The sequence below is a fragment of the Streptomyces sp. NPDC048734 genome, assembly GCF_043198675.1.
In the GTDB taxonomy this organism is placed as follows: Bacteria; Actinomycetota; Actinomycetes; order Streptomycetales; family Streptomycetaceae; genus Streptomyces.
Genome location: NZ_JBICUZ010000002.1, coordinates 670,167 through 684,733, shown reverse-complemented (window position 1 = coordinate 684,733; position 14,567 = coordinate 670,167). Strand labels below are relative to the sequence as shown.

The 14,567-nt window shown below is 66.6% G+C and carries 26 protein-coding genes; all 26 read left to right on the top strand.

Features of this window, described 5'->3' with window-relative positions; translation table 11 throughout:
* Window positions 1-837: a 50S ribosomal protein L2 gene (gene rplB / locus ACGFQC_RS08305; protein WP_030039757.1), complete on the top strand. Its 837-nt coding sequence runs from the start codon at window positions 1-3 to the stop codon at window positions 835-837.
* A gap of 12 nt (window positions 838-849) precedes the next feature.
* Window positions 850-1,131, top strand: a complete 282-nt coding sequence (gene rpsS, locus ACGFQC_RS08300; RefSeq protein ID WP_363089032.1) for a 30S ribosomal protein S19 — start codon at window positions 850-852, stop codon at window positions 1,129-1,131.
* Between the two features lie 41 nt (window positions 1,132-1,172).
* The gene (rplV, locus tag ACGFQC_RS08295; RefSeq protein ID WP_003974262.1) at window positions 1,173-1,520 is read left to right on the top strand and encodes a 50S ribosomal protein L22; all 348 of its coding nucleotides are present in this window, start codon (window positions 1,173-1,175) and stop codon (window positions 1,518-1,520) included.
* Window positions 1,520-2,356: a 30S ribosomal protein S3 gene (gene rpsC, locus ACGFQC_RS08290; protein WP_363089033.1), complete on the top strand. Its 837-nt coding sequence runs from the start codon at window positions 1,520-1,522 to the stop codon at window positions 2,354-2,356. The genes rplV and rpsC overlap by 1 nt, the downstream gene beginning before the upstream one ends.
* A gap of 5 nt (window positions 2,357-2,361) precedes the next feature.
* The gene (rplP, locus tag ACGFQC_RS08285; RefSeq protein WP_004927269.1) at window positions 2,362-2,781 is read left to right on the top strand and encodes a 50S ribosomal protein L16; all 420 of its coding nucleotides are present in this window, start codon (window positions 2,362-2,364) and stop codon (window positions 2,779-2,781) included.
* Window positions 2,781-3,005, top strand: a complete 225-nt coding sequence (gene rpmC, locus ACGFQC_RS08280) for a 50S ribosomal protein L29 (protein WP_003998824.1) — start codon at window positions 2,781-2,783, stop codon at window positions 3,003-3,005. The genes rplP and rpmC overlap by 1 nt, the downstream gene beginning before the upstream one ends.
* Window positions 3,005-3,292: a 30S ribosomal protein S17 gene (gene rpsQ / locus ACGFQC_RS08275; RefSeq protein ID WP_009327090.1), complete on the top strand. Its 288-nt coding sequence runs from the start codon at window positions 3,005-3,007 to the stop codon at window positions 3,290-3,292. Before rpmC ends, rpsQ begins: the two co-directional genes overlap by 1 nt.
* A gap of 135 nt (window positions 3,293-3,427) precedes the next feature.
* Window positions 3,428-3,796: a 50S ribosomal protein L14 gene (rplN, locus tag ACGFQC_RS08270; protein ID WP_003998823.1), complete on the top strand. Its 369-nt coding sequence runs from the start codon at window positions 3,428-3,430 to the stop codon at window positions 3,794-3,796.
* Window positions 3,797-3,798: 2 nt separating this feature from the next.
* Window positions 3,799-4,122, top strand: a complete 324-nt coding sequence (gene rplX, locus ACGFQC_RS08265; RefSeq protein ID WP_033272457.1) for a 50S ribosomal protein L24 — start codon at window positions 3,799-3,801, stop codon at window positions 4,120-4,122.
* Window positions 4,122-4,679 (top strand): 50S ribosomal protein L5, encoded by a 558-nt coding sequence (gene rplE / locus ACGFQC_RS08260; protein WP_030788262.1) that lies wholly within the window; start codon window positions 4,122-4,124, stop codon window positions 4,677-4,679. Before rplX ends, rplE begins: the two co-directional genes overlap by 1 nt.
* A 5-nt stretch (window positions 4,680-4,684) precedes the next feature.
* Complete coding sequence (locus ACGFQC_RS08255) at window positions 4,685-4,870, top strand: type Z 30S ribosomal protein S14 (protein ID WP_003948630.1); 186 nt, start codon at window positions 4,685-4,687, stop codon at window positions 4,868-4,870.
* A 210-nt stretch (window positions 4,871-5,080) separates the two neighbouring features.
* Window positions 5,081-5,479, top strand: coding sequence for a 30S ribosomal protein S8 (gene rpsH, locus ACGFQC_RS08250; protein ID WP_073491923.1), 399 nt, complete (start codon window positions 5,081-5,083; stop codon window positions 5,477-5,479).
* A gap of 24 nt (window positions 5,480-5,503) precedes the next feature.
* On the top strand, window positions 5,504-6,043 hold the full coding sequence (gene rplF, locus ACGFQC_RS08245; protein WP_099969705.1) for a 50S ribosomal protein L6: 540 nt from the start codon (window positions 5,504-5,506) through the stop codon (window positions 6,041-6,043).
* Between the two features lie 3 nt (window positions 6,044-6,046).
* Window positions 6,047-6,430, top strand: coding sequence for a 50S ribosomal protein L18 (gene rplR / locus ACGFQC_RS08240; RefSeq protein ID WP_073491925.1), 384 nt, complete (start codon window positions 6,047-6,049; stop codon window positions 6,428-6,430).
* A gap of 43 nt (window positions 6,431-6,473) precedes the next feature.
* Window positions 6,474-7,082: a 30S ribosomal protein S5 gene (rpsE, locus tag ACGFQC_RS08235; RefSeq protein WP_013001409.1), complete on the top strand. Its 609-nt coding sequence runs from the start codon at window positions 6,474-6,476 to the stop codon at window positions 7,080-7,082.
* Window positions 7,082-7,264, top strand: a complete 183-nt coding sequence (gene rpmD, locus ACGFQC_RS08230; protein WP_030788246.1) for a 50S ribosomal protein L30 — start codon at window positions 7,082-7,084, stop codon at window positions 7,262-7,264. Before rpsE ends, rpmD begins: the two co-directional genes overlap by 1 nt.
* A 2-nt stretch (window positions 7,265-7,266) precedes the next feature.
* Window positions 7,267-7,722, top strand: a complete 456-nt coding sequence (gene rplO / locus ACGFQC_RS08225; RefSeq protein WP_003974249.1) for a 50S ribosomal protein L15 — start codon at window positions 7,267-7,269, stop codon at window positions 7,720-7,722.
* Between the two features lie 246 nt (window positions 7,723-7,968).
* Complete coding sequence (gene secY / locus ACGFQC_RS08220; protein WP_363089034.1) at window positions 7,969-9,282, top strand: preprotein translocase subunit SecY; 1,314 nt, start codon at window positions 7,969-7,971, stop codon at window positions 9,280-9,282.
* A complete protein-coding gene (locus tag ACGFQC_RS08215; RefSeq protein WP_363089035.1) occupies window positions 9,282-9,944 on the top strand; it encodes an adenylate kinase in 663 nt (220 codons plus the stop codon). Before secY ends, ACGFQC_RS08215 begins: the two co-directional genes overlap by 1 nt.
* Before the next feature lie 103 nt (window positions 9,945-10,047).
* On the top strand, window positions 10,048-10,884 hold the full coding sequence (gene map, locus ACGFQC_RS08210) for a type I methionyl aminopeptidase (RefSeq protein ID WP_363089036.1): 837 nt from the start codon (window positions 10,048-10,050) through the stop codon (window positions 10,882-10,884).
* 258 nt (window positions 10,885-11,142) lie between these two features.
* On the top strand, window positions 11,143-11,364 hold the full coding sequence (gene infA, locus ACGFQC_RS08205) for a translation initiation factor IF-1 (RefSeq protein ID WP_004927214.1): 222 nt from the start codon (window positions 11,143-11,145) through the stop codon (window positions 11,362-11,364).
* Window positions 11,365-11,432: 68 nt separating this feature from the next.
* Window positions 11,433-11,546 (top strand): 50S ribosomal protein L36, encoded by a 114-nt coding sequence (gene rpmJ / locus ACGFQC_RS08200; RefSeq protein WP_003998809.1) that lies wholly within the window; start codon window positions 11,433-11,435, stop codon window positions 11,544-11,546.
* Between the two features lie 214 nt (window positions 11,547-11,760).
* Entirely contained in the window at window positions 11,761-12,141 is a 381-nt protein-coding gene (gene rpsM, locus ACGFQC_RS08195; RefSeq protein WP_020132619.1) for a 30S ribosomal protein S13, read from the top strand.
* 64 nt (window positions 12,142-12,205) lie between these two features.
* Window positions 12,206-12,610: a 30S ribosomal protein S11 gene (rpsK, locus tag ACGFQC_RS08190; RefSeq protein ID WP_010354218.1), complete on the top strand. Its 405-nt coding sequence runs from the start codon at window positions 12,206-12,208 to the stop codon at window positions 12,608-12,610.
* A gap of 223 nt (window positions 12,611-12,833) precedes the next feature.
* Window positions 12,834-13,856: a DNA-directed RNA polymerase subunit alpha gene (locus ACGFQC_RS08185; RefSeq protein ID WP_003966937.1), complete on the top strand. Its 1,023-nt coding sequence runs from the start codon at window positions 12,834-12,836 to the stop codon at window positions 13,854-13,856.
* Window positions 13,857-14,039: 183 nt separating this feature from the next.
* Window positions 14,040-14,564, top strand: coding sequence for a 50S ribosomal protein L17 (rplQ, locus tag ACGFQC_RS08180; protein WP_363089037.1), 525 nt, complete (start codon window positions 14,040-14,042; stop codon window positions 14,562-14,564).
* Window positions 14,565-14,567: the final 3 nt, after the last annotated feature.

The following is a 14,567-nucleotide window of genomic DNA, read 5'->3' as shown; positions in this document are numbered from 1 at the left end:
ATGGGTATCCGCAAGTACAAGCCGACTACGCCGGGCCGTCGTGGCTCCAGCGTCGCCGACTTCGTCGAGGTCACGCGGTCCACGCCGGAGAAGTCGCTGGTCCGCCCGCTGCACAGCAAGGGCGGCCGTAACAACGCCGGTCGTGTGACCGTTCGCCACCAGGGTGGCGGACACAAGCGCGCCTACCGCGTGATCGACTTCCGTCGTCACGACAAGGACGGCGTGCCGGCGAAGGTCGCGCACATCGAGTACGACCCCAACCGCACCGCGCGCATCGCGCTGCTGCACTACGCGGACGGCGAGAAGCGCTACATCCTCGCCCCGCGCAACCTGCAGCAGGGTGACCGCGTCGAGAACGGTCCCGGGGCCGACATCAAGCCGGGCAACAACCTGGCGCTCCGCAACATCCCGGTCGGTACCACGATCCACGCGATCGAGATCCGTCCCGGTGGCGGCGCCAAGTTCGCCCGCTCCGCCGGTGCCTCCGTGCAGCTGCTCGCGAAGGAGGGCACCATGGCCCACCTCCGCATGCCGTCCGGTGAGATCCGCCTGGTCGACCAGCGCTGCCGCGCCACGGTCGGCGAGGTCGGCAACGCCGAGCAGAGCAACATCAACTGGGGCAAGGCCGGCCGCAAGCGCTGGCTGGGCGTCCGCCCGACCGTTCGCGGTGTGGCGATGAACCCGGTTGACCACCCCCACGGTGGTGGTGAGGGCAAGACCTCCGGTGGTCGCCACCCGGTCAGCCCCTGGGGTCAGAAGGAGGGTCGTACTCGTTCGCCGAAGAAGGCTTCGAACAAGTACATCGTCCGCCGCCGCAAGACGAACAAGAAGCGCTAGGAGCGGGTTTAGATGCCGCGCAGTCTCAAGAAGGGGCCCTTCGTCGACGACCACCTGATCAAGAAGGTGGACGTACAGAACGAGGCAGGCACCAAGAACGTCATCAAGACCTGGTCCCGTCGCTCGATGATCATTCCCAGCATGCTGGGTCACACGATCGCGGTGCACAACGGCAAGACCCACATTCCGGTGTTTGTCACCGAGTCGATGGTCGGCCACAAGCTCGGCGAGTTCTCGCCGACGCGCACCTTCCGGGGTCACGTCAAGGACGACCGGAAGTCGAAGCGCCGCTAACGCGGGGTGGAATGACCATGACAGACACTGGAAGGACAACCATGGAAGCCAGGGCCCAGGCGCGGTACATCCGCGTCACGCCCATGAAGGCCCGCCGCGTGGTGGACCTTATTCGTGGCATGGACGCCACGGAGGCTCAGGCGGTCCTGCGTTTCGCCCCGCAGGCCGCGAGCGTGCCGGTCGGCAAGGTGCTGGACAGCGCCATCGCCAACGCCGCGCACAACTACGACCACACTGACGCCGACAGCCTCTTCATCTCCGAGGCGTACGTCGACGAGGGCCCGACCCTGAAGCGGTTCCGTCCGCGTGCCCAGGGCCGCGCCTACCGGATCCGCAAGCGGACCAGCCACATCACCGTGGTCGTCAGCAGCAAGGAAGGGACCCGGTAATGGGCCAGAAGGTTAACCCGCATGGGTTCCGGCTCGGCATCACCACGGACTTCAAGTCCCGCTGGTACGCCGACAAGCTGTACAAGGACTACGTCAAGGAAGACGTCGCCATCCGTCGGATGATGACGTCCGGCATGGAGCGCGCCGGCATCTCGAAGGTGGAGATCGAGCGCACCCGTGACCGCGTGCGTGTGGACATCCACACCGCTCGTCCGGGCATCGTCATCGGCCGCCGTGGCGCCGAGGCCGACCGCATCCGCGGCGACCTCGAGAAGCTCACGGGCAAGCAGGTCCAGCTGAACATCCTCGAGGTCAAGAACCCCGAGACGGATGCCCAGCTGGTCGCCCAGGCCGTCGCCGAGCAGCTCTCCTCCCGCGTCTCCTTCCGCCGCGCCATGCGTAAGAGCATGCAGTCGGCGATGAAGGCCGGCGCCAAGGGCATCAAGATCCAGTGCGGTGGCCGCCTCGGCGGCGCCGAGATGTCCCGCTCGGAGTTCTACCGCGAGGGCCGTGTGCCCCTGCACACGCTCCGCGCGAACGTGGACTACGGCTTCTTCGAGGCCAAGACGACCTTCGGCCGCATCGGTGTGAAGGTCTGGATCTACAAGGGCGATGTCAAGAACATCGCCGAGGTCCGTGCCGAGAACGCCGCTGCCCGCGCCGGCAACCGCCCGGCCCGTGGCGGTGGCGGCGGCGCCGACCGCCCGGCCCGTGGTGGCCGTGGCGGCGGTGGCGAGCGGCGCGGTCGCAAGCCGCAGCAGGCTGCCGGTGCCGAGGCCCCCAAGGCCGACGCCCCCGCCGCCGCTCCGGCTGAGAGCACCGGAACGGAGGCCTGACCGACATGCTGATCCCCCGTAGGGTCAAGCACCGCAAGCAGCACCACCCGAAGCGCCGTGGTCAGGCCAAGGGTGGTACGACGGTCGCGTTCGGCGAGTACGGCATCCAGGCCCTCACGCCGGCGTACGTGACCAACCGCCAGATCGAGGCGGCTCGTATCGCGATGACCCGCCACATCAAGCGTGGCGGCAAGGTCTGGATCAACATCTACCCGGACCGCCCGCTCACGAAGAAGCCCGCCGAGACCCGCATGGGTTCCGGTAAGGGTTCGCCCGAGTGGTGGATCGCGAACGTGCACCCGGGTCGGGTCATGTTCGAGCTGTCCTACCCCAACGAGAAGATCGCCCGTGAGGCCCTCACTCGCGCAGCCCACAAGCTGCCGATGAAGTGCCGGATCGTCAAGCGCGAGGCAGGTGAAGCGTGATGTCGGCCGGTACCAAGGCGTCCGAGCTGCGCGAACTGGGTGACGAGGAGCTTCTCGCGAAGCTCCGCGAAGCCAAGGAAGAGCTGTTCAACCTCCGCTTCCAGGCGGCGACCGGTCAGCTCGAGAACCACGGTCGGCTGAAGGCCGTCCGCAAGGACATCGCGCGGATCTACACCCTGATGCGTGAGCGCGAGCTGGGCATCGAGACGGTGGAGAGCGCCTGATGAGTGAGAACAACGTGACTGAGCAGACTGCAGAGGCCCGCGGCTTCCGCAAGACCCGTGAGGGTCTCGTCGTCAGCGACAAGATGGACAAGACCGTCGTCGTCGCCGTCGAGGACCGCGTCAAGCACGCGCTGTACGGCAAGGTCATCCGCCGTACCAACAAGCTCAAGGCCCACGACGAGCAGAACGCCGCGGGCGTCGGCGACCGCGTCCTCCTCATGGAGACGCGTCCGCTGTCCGCGACGAAGCGCTGGCGCGTCGTCGAGATCCTCGAGAAGGCCAAGTAGGTAGTTCCCGCAAGGGAACTCCCACCAGTACGCCTGCGGGCAACCCCGCAGGACGGTTCCGCCAGGCTCGGCAGGGGCCCCACCTCGTGAAGAGGCGGCCCCTGCCGGGAACCGGCAGACAAACAGGAGATAGACGTGATCCAGCAGGAGTCGCGACTGCGTGTCGCCGACAACACTGGTGCGAAGGAGATCCTTTGCATCCGTGTGCTCGGTGGCTCCGGTCGCCGCTACGCGGGCATCGGTGACGTCATCGTCGCCACCGTCAAGGACGCGATCCCCGGTGGCAACGTGAAGAAGGGTGACGTCGTCAAGGCGGTCATCGTTCGCACCGTCAAGGAGCGCCGCCGTCCGGACGGCTCGTACATCCGCTTCGACGAGAACGCCGCCGTCATTCTGAAGAACGACGGCGACCCTCGCGGCACCCGTATCTTCGGCCCGGTCGGCCGTGAGCTGCGCGAGAAGAAGTTCATGAAGATCATCTCGCTCGCGCCGGAGGTGCTGTAAGCATGAAGATCAAGAAGGGCGACCTGGTCCAGGTCATCACCGGTAAGGACAAGGGCAAGCAGGGCAAGGTCATCGCGGCCTTCCCCCGCGAGGACCGCGTCCTGGTCGAGGGTGTCAACCGGGTCAAGAAGCACACCAAGGCCGGCCCGACCGCCAGCGGTTCCCAGGCCGGCGGCATCGTGACCACCGAGGCCCCGATCCACGTGTCCAACGTTCAGCTGGTCGTGGAGAAGGACGGCAACAAGGTCGTCACGCGTGTCGGTTACCGCTTCGACGACGAGGGCAACAAGATCCGCGTTGCCAAGCGGACGGGTGAGGACATCTGATGGCTACCACCACCACTCCGCGTCTGAAGACGAAGTACCGCGAGGAGATCGCGGGCAAGCTGCGTGAGGAGTTCTCCTACGAGAACGTCATGCAGATCCCCGGCCTCGTCAAGATTGTGGTCAACATGGGTGTGGGCGACGCCGCCCGCGACTCCAAGCTGATCGAGGGCGCGATCCGCGACCTCACCACGATCACCGGTCAGAAGCCGGCCGTCACCAAGGCCCGCAAGTCCATCGCGCAGTTCAAGCTGCGCGAGGGTCAGCCGATCGGTGCTCACGTCACGCTCCGTGGCGACCGCATGTGGGAGTTCCTGGACCGCACCCTGTCGCTGGCGCTTCCGCGCATCCGCGACTTCCGCGGCCTGTCCCCCAAGCAGTTCGACGGCCGTGGCAACTACACCTTCGGTCTCACGGAGCAGGTCATGTTCCACGAGATCGACCAGGACAAGATCGACCGCGTCCGGGGTATGGACATCACCGTGGTCACCACGGCGACCAACGACGCTGAGGGCCGTGCGCTCCTTCGTCACCTCGGCTTCCCCTTCAAGGAGGCGTGAGCGAGATGGCGAAGAAGGCTCTGATTGCCAAGGCTGCTCGTAAGCCCAAGTTCGGAGTACGCGGCTACACGCGCTGCCAGCGCTGCGGCCGTCCGCACTCCGTGTACCGCAAGTTCGGCCTCTGCCGCGTGTGCCTTCGTGAGATGGCTCACCGTGGCGAGCTGCCGGGCGTGACCAAGAGCTCCTGGTAATCCCCGTACTTCGGGATTCCTGAGCTCTCGGTAAGTAAAGGGCAGTGTCAGGTGCCCACCCCTTCATGGCGTAGGCTGGGAGGGTTGGGCGCCTGACGCCCGTACGACTTACTACGCCGTAGGTCCACCGCGCCGCACCCGTCCCGTCTCGGATCGGGGAGAGGGATGGCGCACCAGGAAACCCCGGCGAGAGAGGCCACAGGCCAACTCATGACCATGACTGATCCGATCGCAGACATGCTGACGCGTCTGCGGAACGCGAACTCGGCGTACCACGACTCCGTGACGATGCCGGCATCGAAGATCAAGTCTCACATCGCGGAGATCCTCCAGCAGGAGGGCTTCATCACGGGCTGGAAGATCGAGGACGCCGAGGTGGGCAAGAACCTCACCCTCGAGCTGAAGTTCGGTCCGAACCGTGAGCGCTCCATCGCGGGCATCAAGCGGATCTCCAAGCCCGGTCTCCGGGTTTACGCGAAGTCCACCTCCCTGCCCAAGGTGCTGGGCGGCCTCGGCGTGGCGATCATCTCCACGTCGCACGGTCTCCTCACCGACAAGCAGGCCGGCAAGAAGGGCGTAGGCGGAGAAGTTCTCGCCTACGTCTGGTAGCGGAAGGGAACGGAGGAAACAGCTATGTCGCGCATTGGCAAGCTCCCCATCACGGTTCCCGCCGGCGTGGACGTCACCATCGACGGCCAGACGGTCTCGGTCAAGGGCCCCAAGGGCTCGCTGACCCACACCGTCGTCGCGCCGATCGAGATCGCCAAGGGTGAGGACGGCGTTCTGAACGTCACCCGCCCCAACGACGAGCGTCAGAGCAAGGCCCTGCACGGCCTGTCCCGCACGCTGGTGGCGAACATGATCACCGGCGTGACCCAGGGTTACGTGAAGAAGCTCGAGATCAGTGGTGTCGGTTACCGCGTGACCGCGAAGGGTTCGAACCTCGAGTTCGCGCTCGGTTACAGCCACCCGATCACCGTCGAGGCGCCCGAGGGCATCACCTTCAAGGTGGAGACCCCGACCCGCTTCCAGGTCGAGGGCATCGACAAGCAGAAGGTCGGCGAGGTTGCGGCCAACATCCGCAAGCTGCGCAAGCCCGACCCGTACAAGGCCAAGGGTGTCAAGTACGAGGGCGAAGTCATCCGCCGCAAGGTCGGAAAGGCGGGTAAGTAAGCCATGGCATACGGGCAGAAGATCCTGAAGGGCGACGCCTACAAGCGCGCCGCGATCAAGCGCCGTCACATCCGGATCCGCAAGCGGATCGCCGGTACGTCGGAGCGCCCCCGTCTGGTCGTAACCCGCTCGAACCGCCACATCGTGGCCCAGGTGATCGACGACCTCAAGGGTCACACCCTTGCGTCGGCGTCCACCCTGGACACCTCGATCCGCGGTGCCGAGGGCGACAAGTCGGCGCAGGCCAAGCAGGTCGGCGCCCTGGTCGCCGAGCGTGCCAAGGCCGCCGGTGTCGAGGCCGTCGTTTTCGACCGTGGTGGTAACCAGTACGCCGGGCGCATTGCCGCTCTGGCGGACGCAGCCCGCGAGGCCGGACTCAAGTTCTGAGTCCTGGTTCCGTAGCTAGCGGAGACAGAGAGAGGTAATTCCAATGGCTGGACCCCAGCGCCGCGGTGGCGGTGCCGGTGGCGGCGAGCGGCGGGACCGGAAGGGCCGTGACGGCGGCGCAGCTGCCGCCGAGAAGACCGCGTACGTTGAGCGCGTCGTCGCGATCAACCGCGTCGCCAAGGTAGTGAAGGGTGGTCGTCGCTTCAGCTTCACCGCGCTGGTCGTGGTGGGCGATGGTGACGGCACCGTCGGTGTCGGTTACGGCAAGGCCAAGGAGGTGCCGGCCGCCATCGCCAAGGGTGTGGAGGAGGCCAAGAAGCACTTCTTCAAGGTCCCCCGTATCCAGGGCACCATCCCGCACCCGATCACGGGTGAGAAGGCGGCGGGCGTCGTCCTGCTCAAGCCGGCGTCCCCCGGTACCGGCGTTATCGCCGGTGGCCCGGTGCGTGCCGTGCTCGAGTGCGCCGGCGTTCACGACATCCTGTCGAAGTCGCTCGGTTCGTCGAACGCGATCAACATCGTGCACGCGACCGTGGAGGCCCTGAAGGGCCTGCAGCGTCCCGAGGAGATCGCGGCCCGCCGCGGTCTGCCCCTCGAGGACGTCGCTCCCGCGGCTCTGCTTCGTGCGCGTGCCGGGGCTGGTGCTGCGTAATGGCTCAGCTCAAGATCACGCAGACGAAGTCGTACATCGGCAGCAAGCAGAACCACCGTGACACCCTGCGTTCGCTCGGGCTCAAGCGCCTGAACGACGTGGTCGTCAAGGAGGACCGCCCCGAGTTCCGCGGAATGGTGCACACCGTCCGCCACCTCGTGACGGTCGAGGAGGTCGACTGATCATGGCGGAGAACAACCCGCTCAAGATCCACAACCTCCGTCCCGCCCCGGGCGCCAAGACCGCCAAGACCCGTGTGGGTCGTGGTGAGGCGTCGAAGGGTAAGACGGCCGGTCGTGGTACCAAGGGCACGAAGGCCCGTTACCAGGTTCCGGAGCGCTTCGAGGGTGGGCAGATGCCCCTCCACATGCGTCTTCCGAAGCTCAAGGGCTTCAAGAACCCGTTCAAGACCGAGTTCCAGGTCGTGAACCTCGACAAGCTGGCGGCGCTGTACCCGGAGGGTGGCGAGGTCACCGTCGAGGGGCTCGTCGCCAAGGGTGCCGTTCGCAAGAACAGCCTCGTCAAGGTGCTCGGCCAGGGCGAGATCTCCGTGGCGCTGCAGGTGACGGTCGACGCCGTCTCCGGTTCCGCCAAGGAGAAGATCACCGCCGCGGGCGGTACGGTCACCGAGCTCGTCTGAACACCACAGGCGTCTCGATGACTTGAGCGATCCCGACCGGGGATACCCCACAAATGGGGTATCCCCGGTTGGTCGTTCCTAGGGCGGCAGTGTCGCCGGTAAGGTGGCCTGCACTGCCCTCTTTCACAAGGTGCCTCCGATGGGGCACCTTGGGCGGCAGTCGACCGTTACACATGTCGTTGTTTCTTATTGGAACCTCAACACCGTCACCCTTGACGCAGACGCGCGGGGGTCGCAGGAGGCACCGTGCTCACCGCGTTCGCCCGGGCGTTCAAGACGCCCGACCTGCGCAAGAAGCTGCTCTTCACGCTCGGCATCATCGTGGTCTACCGGGTCGGCACCCATGTCCCGATCCCGGGTGTCGACTACAAGAGCGTCCAGACCTGCGTGGACGAGGCATCCGGCAACCAGGGCCTCTTCGGTCTGGTCAACATGTTCAGCGGCGGCGCGCTGCTGCAGATCACGATCTTCGCCCTGGGCATCATGCCGTACATCACGGCGAGCATCATCCTTCAGCTGCTGACCGTGGTCATCCCGCGTCTGGAAGCGCTCAAGAAGGAGGGCCAGGCCGGTACTGCGAAGATCACCCAGTACACCCGGTACCTGACCGTGGCGCTCGCCATCCTCCAGGGCACCGGCCTGGTGGCCACCGCCCGCAGCGGCGCGCTCTTCTCGGGCTGCTCGGTGGCCGGCCAGATCGTCCCGGACCGCGCGATCTTCACCACCATCACGATGGTCATCTGCATGACCGCCGGTACGGCCGCAGTCATGTGGCTCGGTGAGCTGATCACCGACCGCGGCATCGGCAACGGCATGTCGATCCTGATGTTCATCTCGATCGCCGCCACCTTCCCCTCCGCGCTGTGGGCCATCAAGAAGCAGGGCACGCTGGCCGACGGCTGGATCGAGTTCGGCACGGTCATCCTCGTCGGCCTGGTCATGGTCGGCCTGGTGGTCTTCGTCGAGCAGGCCCAGCGCCGCATCCCGGTGCAGTACGCCAAGCGCATGATCGGCCGCCGCTCCTACGGCGGTACGTCGACGTACATCCCGCTGAAGGTGAACCAGGCCGGTGTGATCCCGGTCATCTTCGCCTCGTCGCTGCTCTACATCCCGGCTCTGATCGTGCAGTTCTCCAACTCGCAGGCGGGTTGGGCGACCTGGATCACGCAGAACCTGGCGGACACGGCGGCGCCCGCGCACATCACTCTCTACTTCTTCCTGATCGTCTTCTTCGCCTTCTTCTACGTGGCCATCTCCTTCAACCCCGAGGAAGTCGCCGACAACATGAAGAAGTATGGTGGCTTCATCCCGGGCATCCGGGCTGGCCGACCGACCGCTGAGTACCTGAGCTACGTACTCAACCGGATCACCTGGCCGGGTTCGCTGTATCTGGGGCTGATCGCTCTCGTGCCGACGATGGCGTTGGCTGGTTTCGGGGCAAACCAGAACTTCCCGTTCGGTGGTACCAGCATCCTGATCATCGTGGGTGTGGGCCTCGAGACGGTGAAGCAGATCGAGAGCCAGCTTCAGCAGCGCAATTACGAAGGGTTCCTCCGCTGATGCGTATCGTCCTCGTCGGGCCGCCGGGCGCCGGTAAGGGAACGCAGGCCACTCGCCTAGCCGAGAAGCTGCGCGTACCCCACATCTCCACGGGCGACCTGTTCCGCGCCAACATCAGCCGGCAGACGGAGCTCGGGAAACTCGCGAAGTCCTACATGGACGCCGGCAACCTCGTCCCCGACGAGGTCACCATCGCCATGGCGAAGGACCGCATGGAGCAGCCGGACGCCGAGCGCGGCTTCCTGCTCGACGGTTTCCCGCGCAACGTCTCGCAGGCCGAGGCACTGGACGAGCTGCTCACCAGCGAGGGCATCAAGCTGGACGCGGTACTGGACCTGGAGGCCCCCGAGGAGGAGGTCGTCAAGCGGATCGCCGGCCGGCGCATCTGCCGCAACGACTCCTCGCACGTCTTCCACGTGACGTACAAGAAGCCGTCGAAGGACGGCGTCTGCGACGTCTGCGGCGGGGAGCTGTACCAGCGCGACGACGACTCCGAGGACACCGTCCGCACGCGGCTCGAGGTCTACCACACGCAGACCGAGCCGATCATCGACTACTACAAGGCGCAGGGCCTTGTCGTGACGATCGAGGCCATGGGCCCGGTCGACGAGGTCACCGGCCGTGCGCTGGTGGCCCTGAAGCGCGAGGACGACGGCCAGTAGGTTCCGTCCCGGTACGGCCGTGGAGTCCTCCGGGACGCCACGGCCGTACTGTTGTGTACGTATGTCATCGACCGACCTGAGTGACGGAGAGCGCAGGCCCCCCATGGTGCAGATCAAGAGCCCCGAGCAGATCGCCAAGATGCGCGCGGCGGGCCTGGTCGTCGCCGCCATCCACGCGGCGACGCGGGAAGCGGCGGTGCCGGGGGCGACCACGAAGGACCTCGACGAGGTCGCCCGCAAGGTCCTCGCCGAGCACGGCGCGAAGTCGAACTTCCTCGGCTACGGCGGCTTCCCCGCGACCATCTGCACCTCGGTGAACGACGTCGTCGTCCACGGCATCCCCTCCGACGACGTCGTCCTCAAGGACGGGGACGTCATCTCCATCGACTGCGGGGCGATCGTCGACGGCTGGCACGGCGACGCCGCCTACACGGCCTTCGTCGGCTCCGGTCACGCCCCGGAGCTGATCGAGCTGTCCCGGGTGACCGAGGAGTCGATGTGGGCCGGCATCGCGGCGATGAAGCAGGGCAACCGGCTGGTGGACGTGTCGCGGGCCATCGAGACGTACATCCGCCGCCAGCCGAAGCCGGGCGGCGGACGCTACGGGATCATCGAGGACTACGGCGGCCACGGCATCGGCACCGAGATGCACATGGACCCGCACCTGCTGAACTACGTCGACCGCAAGAGGGGCAAGGGGCCCAAGCTGGTCCCCGGGTTCTGCCTGGCCATCGAGCCGATGGTGTCGCTCGGGACGCCGCGGACGGAGGTCCTCGCGGACGACTGGACCGTCATCACCACGGACGGGACCTGGTCGTCGCACTGGGAGCACTCGGTGGCGTTGACCGAGCAGGGGCCGCTGGTGCTGACCGCCGTGGACGGCGGGAAGGCGAAGCTCGCCGAGCACGGGGTCGTGGCCGCGCCCGACCCGCTGGGCTGAGGGTGCCGGGCGGGGGTTCGAGGTGTCTCGCCCCCGCCGCCCCTTCCCGTCCCGCCCCTTCCCGTCCTTCCCCACCCGGCCCGCTCCGGTCCCGTGGGCCGCTTAAGGATCTCCCGGGATGGGCACACTTCCTCGATTCGTGTTTCCGGGTGCGCTGACGTAGACTGACTCGTCGGCTCTTGTGCACCCGCATGTCTGTATGCGCCCGTAAGGGAAAGCCCAGGAGTCGATCAAGGTAGTCGATTCGAAGGGCGAAGCGTGGCCAAGAAGCAAGGTGCCATCGAGATCGAGGGCACTGTCGTCGAGTCTCTTCCGAACGCCATGTTCAGGGTCGAGCTCCAGAACGGCCACCAGGTCCTGGCGCACATCAGCGGCAAGATGCGCATGCACTACATCCGCATCCTCCCTGACGACCGGGTCGTGGTGGAGCTGTCTCCGTACGACCTGACGCGCGGCCGGATCGTCTACCGGTACAAGTAGATCTTGCCCAGGCCCCGTGCGTTCCCGCCCGGGGTGGCCGGCAACTGACCCGGAGAACCTCACATCCCATGAAGGTCAAGCCGAGCGTCAAGAAGATCTGCGACAAGTGCAGGGTGATCCGCCGTCACGGTCGGGTCATGGTCATCTGCGAGAACCCGCGCCACAAGCAGCGCCAGGGCTGACCGCACACAGATCACACCCTCTGCATCACGCAGAATCTTCGCGCGACGCGAGCTGAATATGTTCATACGCAGAACCCAGACCTGTGGTCTGACACCCCCGGTTCGGAGGCCGGGGACCCAGTCCGTACCAAATCTTCCAGGGCATCCCGGGAAGAGGACGGCGGCTGGGAGGCGGTTCTGCGGAAGACCTCCGAAGATCACCAGGAGCCATTGAATGGCACGCGTTTCCGGTGTTGACATCCCGCGCGAAAAGCGCGTGGAGGTCGCCCTCACCTACGTGTTCGGCATCGGCCGGACCCTGTCCCAGGAGACGCTGGCTGCGACCGGCGTCGACCCCAACACCCGCGTTCGCGACCTCTCCGAGGAGCAGCTCGTCGCGATCCGCGAGTACGTGGACGCCAACATCAAGACCGAGGGTGACCTCCGTCGCGAGATCCAGGCCGACATCCGCCGCAAGGTCGAGATCGGCTGCTACCAGGGTCTCCGTCACCGTCGTGGTCTGCCCGTCCGCGGTCAGCGCACCAGCACGAACGCCCGTACCCGCAAGGGCCCGCGTCGCGCCATCGCCGGCAAGAAGAAGCCGGGCAAGAAGTAGTCCTCAGCGGACGCTCATCAGCGGTCTTCGCTGTAGGACCGACCACCTCCCGTAGGAGTAATAGATGCCCCCCAAGGGTCGTCAGGGCGCTGCCAAGAAGGTGCGCCGCAAGGAAAAGAAGAACGTCGCGCACGGCCAGGCGCACATCAAGAGCACGTTCAACAACACGATCGTGTCCATCACGGACCCGGCCGGAAACGTGATCTCGTGGGCCTCCGCCGGCCACGTCGGTTTCAAGGGCTCGCGCAAGTCCACGCCGTTCGCCGCGCAGATGGCCGCCGAGTCGGCCGCCCGTCGCGCGCAGGAGCACGGCATGCGCAAGGTCGACGTCTTCGTCAAGGGCCCGGGCGCCGGTCGTGAGACCGCCATCCGTTCCCTGCAGGCCACGGGCCTCGAGGTCGGCTCCATCCAGGACGTCACCCCGACCCCGCACAACGGTTGCCGTCCGCCGAAGCGCCGCCGCGTCTGACGCACGGGCTCACGGTGGCTCGGCCGTCGGCTGGGGGTGCGGGGGTCGTCCCCCGCATGTCGCAGTACGGTTGCCGTCCGCCGAAGCGCCGCCGCGTCTGACGCACGGTCGCTTGCCGGACTGAGGTTCTCGGGCGGTACGGCTCCTTCGAGCCGTGTCGCCCGTACCCTTGTCTCGTATCAGGGCGTCAAATAGCGGGCGCCCCTGACAGAAGGAAAGCAACATGCTGATTGCTCAGCGTCCCTCGTTGACCGAAGAGGTCGTCGACGAGTTCCGCTCCCGGTTCGTGATCGAGCCGCTGGAGCCGGGCTTCGGCTACACCCTCGGCAACTCCCTCCGCCGGACCCTCCTGTCCTCGATCCCGGGTGCGGCGGTCACGTCCATCCGCATCGACGGCGTGCTGCACGAGTTCACCACCGTGCCGGGCGTCAAGGAGGACGTCACCGACCTGATCCTCAACATCAAGCAGCTGGTCGTCTCCTCGGAGCACGACGAGCCGGTCGTGATGTACCTGCGCAAGCAGGGCCCGGGTCTGGTCACCGCCGCCGACATCGCGCCCCCGGCCGGTGTCGAGGTGCACAACCCCGACCTCGTCCTCGCCACGCTCAACGGCAAGGGCAAGCTGGAGATGGAGCTGACCGTCGAGCGCGGTCGCGGCTACGTCTCCGCCGTGCAGAACAAGCAGGTCGGTCAGGAGATCGGGCGCATCCCGGTCGACTCGATCTACTCGCCGGTCCTCAAGGTCACGTACAAGGTCGAGGCGACGCGTGTCGAGCAGCGCACCGACTTCGACAAGCTGATCGTCGACGTCGAGACCAAGCAGGCGATGCGTCCGCGCGACGCCATGGCCTCCGCCGGCAAGACGCTGGTCGAGCTGTTCGGTCTCGCCCGCGAGCTGAACATCGACGCCGAGGGCATCGACATGGGTCCGTCCCCCACGGACGCCGCCCTCGCCGCTGATCTCGCCCTGCCGATCGAGGAGCTGGAGCTCACCGTTCGGTCGTACAACTGCCTCAAGCGTGAGGGCATCCACTCCGTGGGTGAGCTCGTCGCCCGCTCCGAGGCCGACCTGCTCGACATCCGCAACTTCGGTGCGAAGTCGATCGACGAGGTCAAGGCGAAGCTGGCCGGCATGGGCCTGGCCCTCAAGGACAGCCCGCCCGGATTCGACCCGACCGCCGCGGCCGACGCCTTCGGCGCGGACGACGACGCGGACGCGGGCTTCGTCGAGACCGAGCAGTACTGAGAGCTCGGGACCACCGGTTCGCTGTTGGGCGCGGGAACGCTGTGCTTGGTCGCGCAGTTCCCCGCGCCCCTTCCGGACGACGCCCCTGCGGGGCTGTCGTCCGGATCTCCGACGGGCGACCGCCCGCTCGGATACTGACCCCGGTACCTGGTACGGCCGGGGCAGACACTGAGGAGAAAGACCATGCCGAAGCCCGCCAAGGGTGCCCGTCTGGGCGGCAGCGCCGCGCACGAGAAGATGCTTCTCGCGAACCTCGCGAAGCAGCTGTTCGAGCACGGCCGCATCACCACCACCGAGGCGAAGGCCCGCCGTCTGCGGCCCTACGCCGAGCGTCTGGTCACCAAGGCGAAGAAGGGCGACCTTCACAACCGCCGCCAGGTGCTCCAGGTCATCTCGGACAAGAGCATCGTGCACACGCTCTTCACCGAGATCGGCCCGCGCTACGAGAACCGCCCGGGTGGCTACACCCGCATCACCAAGATCGGTAACCGCCGTGGCGACAACGCGCCCATGGCCGTCATCGAGCTGGTCGAGGCGCTGACCGTGGCGCAGCAGGCGACCGGTGAGGCCGAGGCCGCGACGAAGCGCGCGGTCAAGGAAGACACCCTCAAGAAGGACGAGGCCGCCGAGGCCAAGTCCGACGAGGTCGTCGAGGACGCTGCCGAGGCCAAGGCCGAGGACGCGTCCGAGGAGTCGAAGGACGCCTGAGGC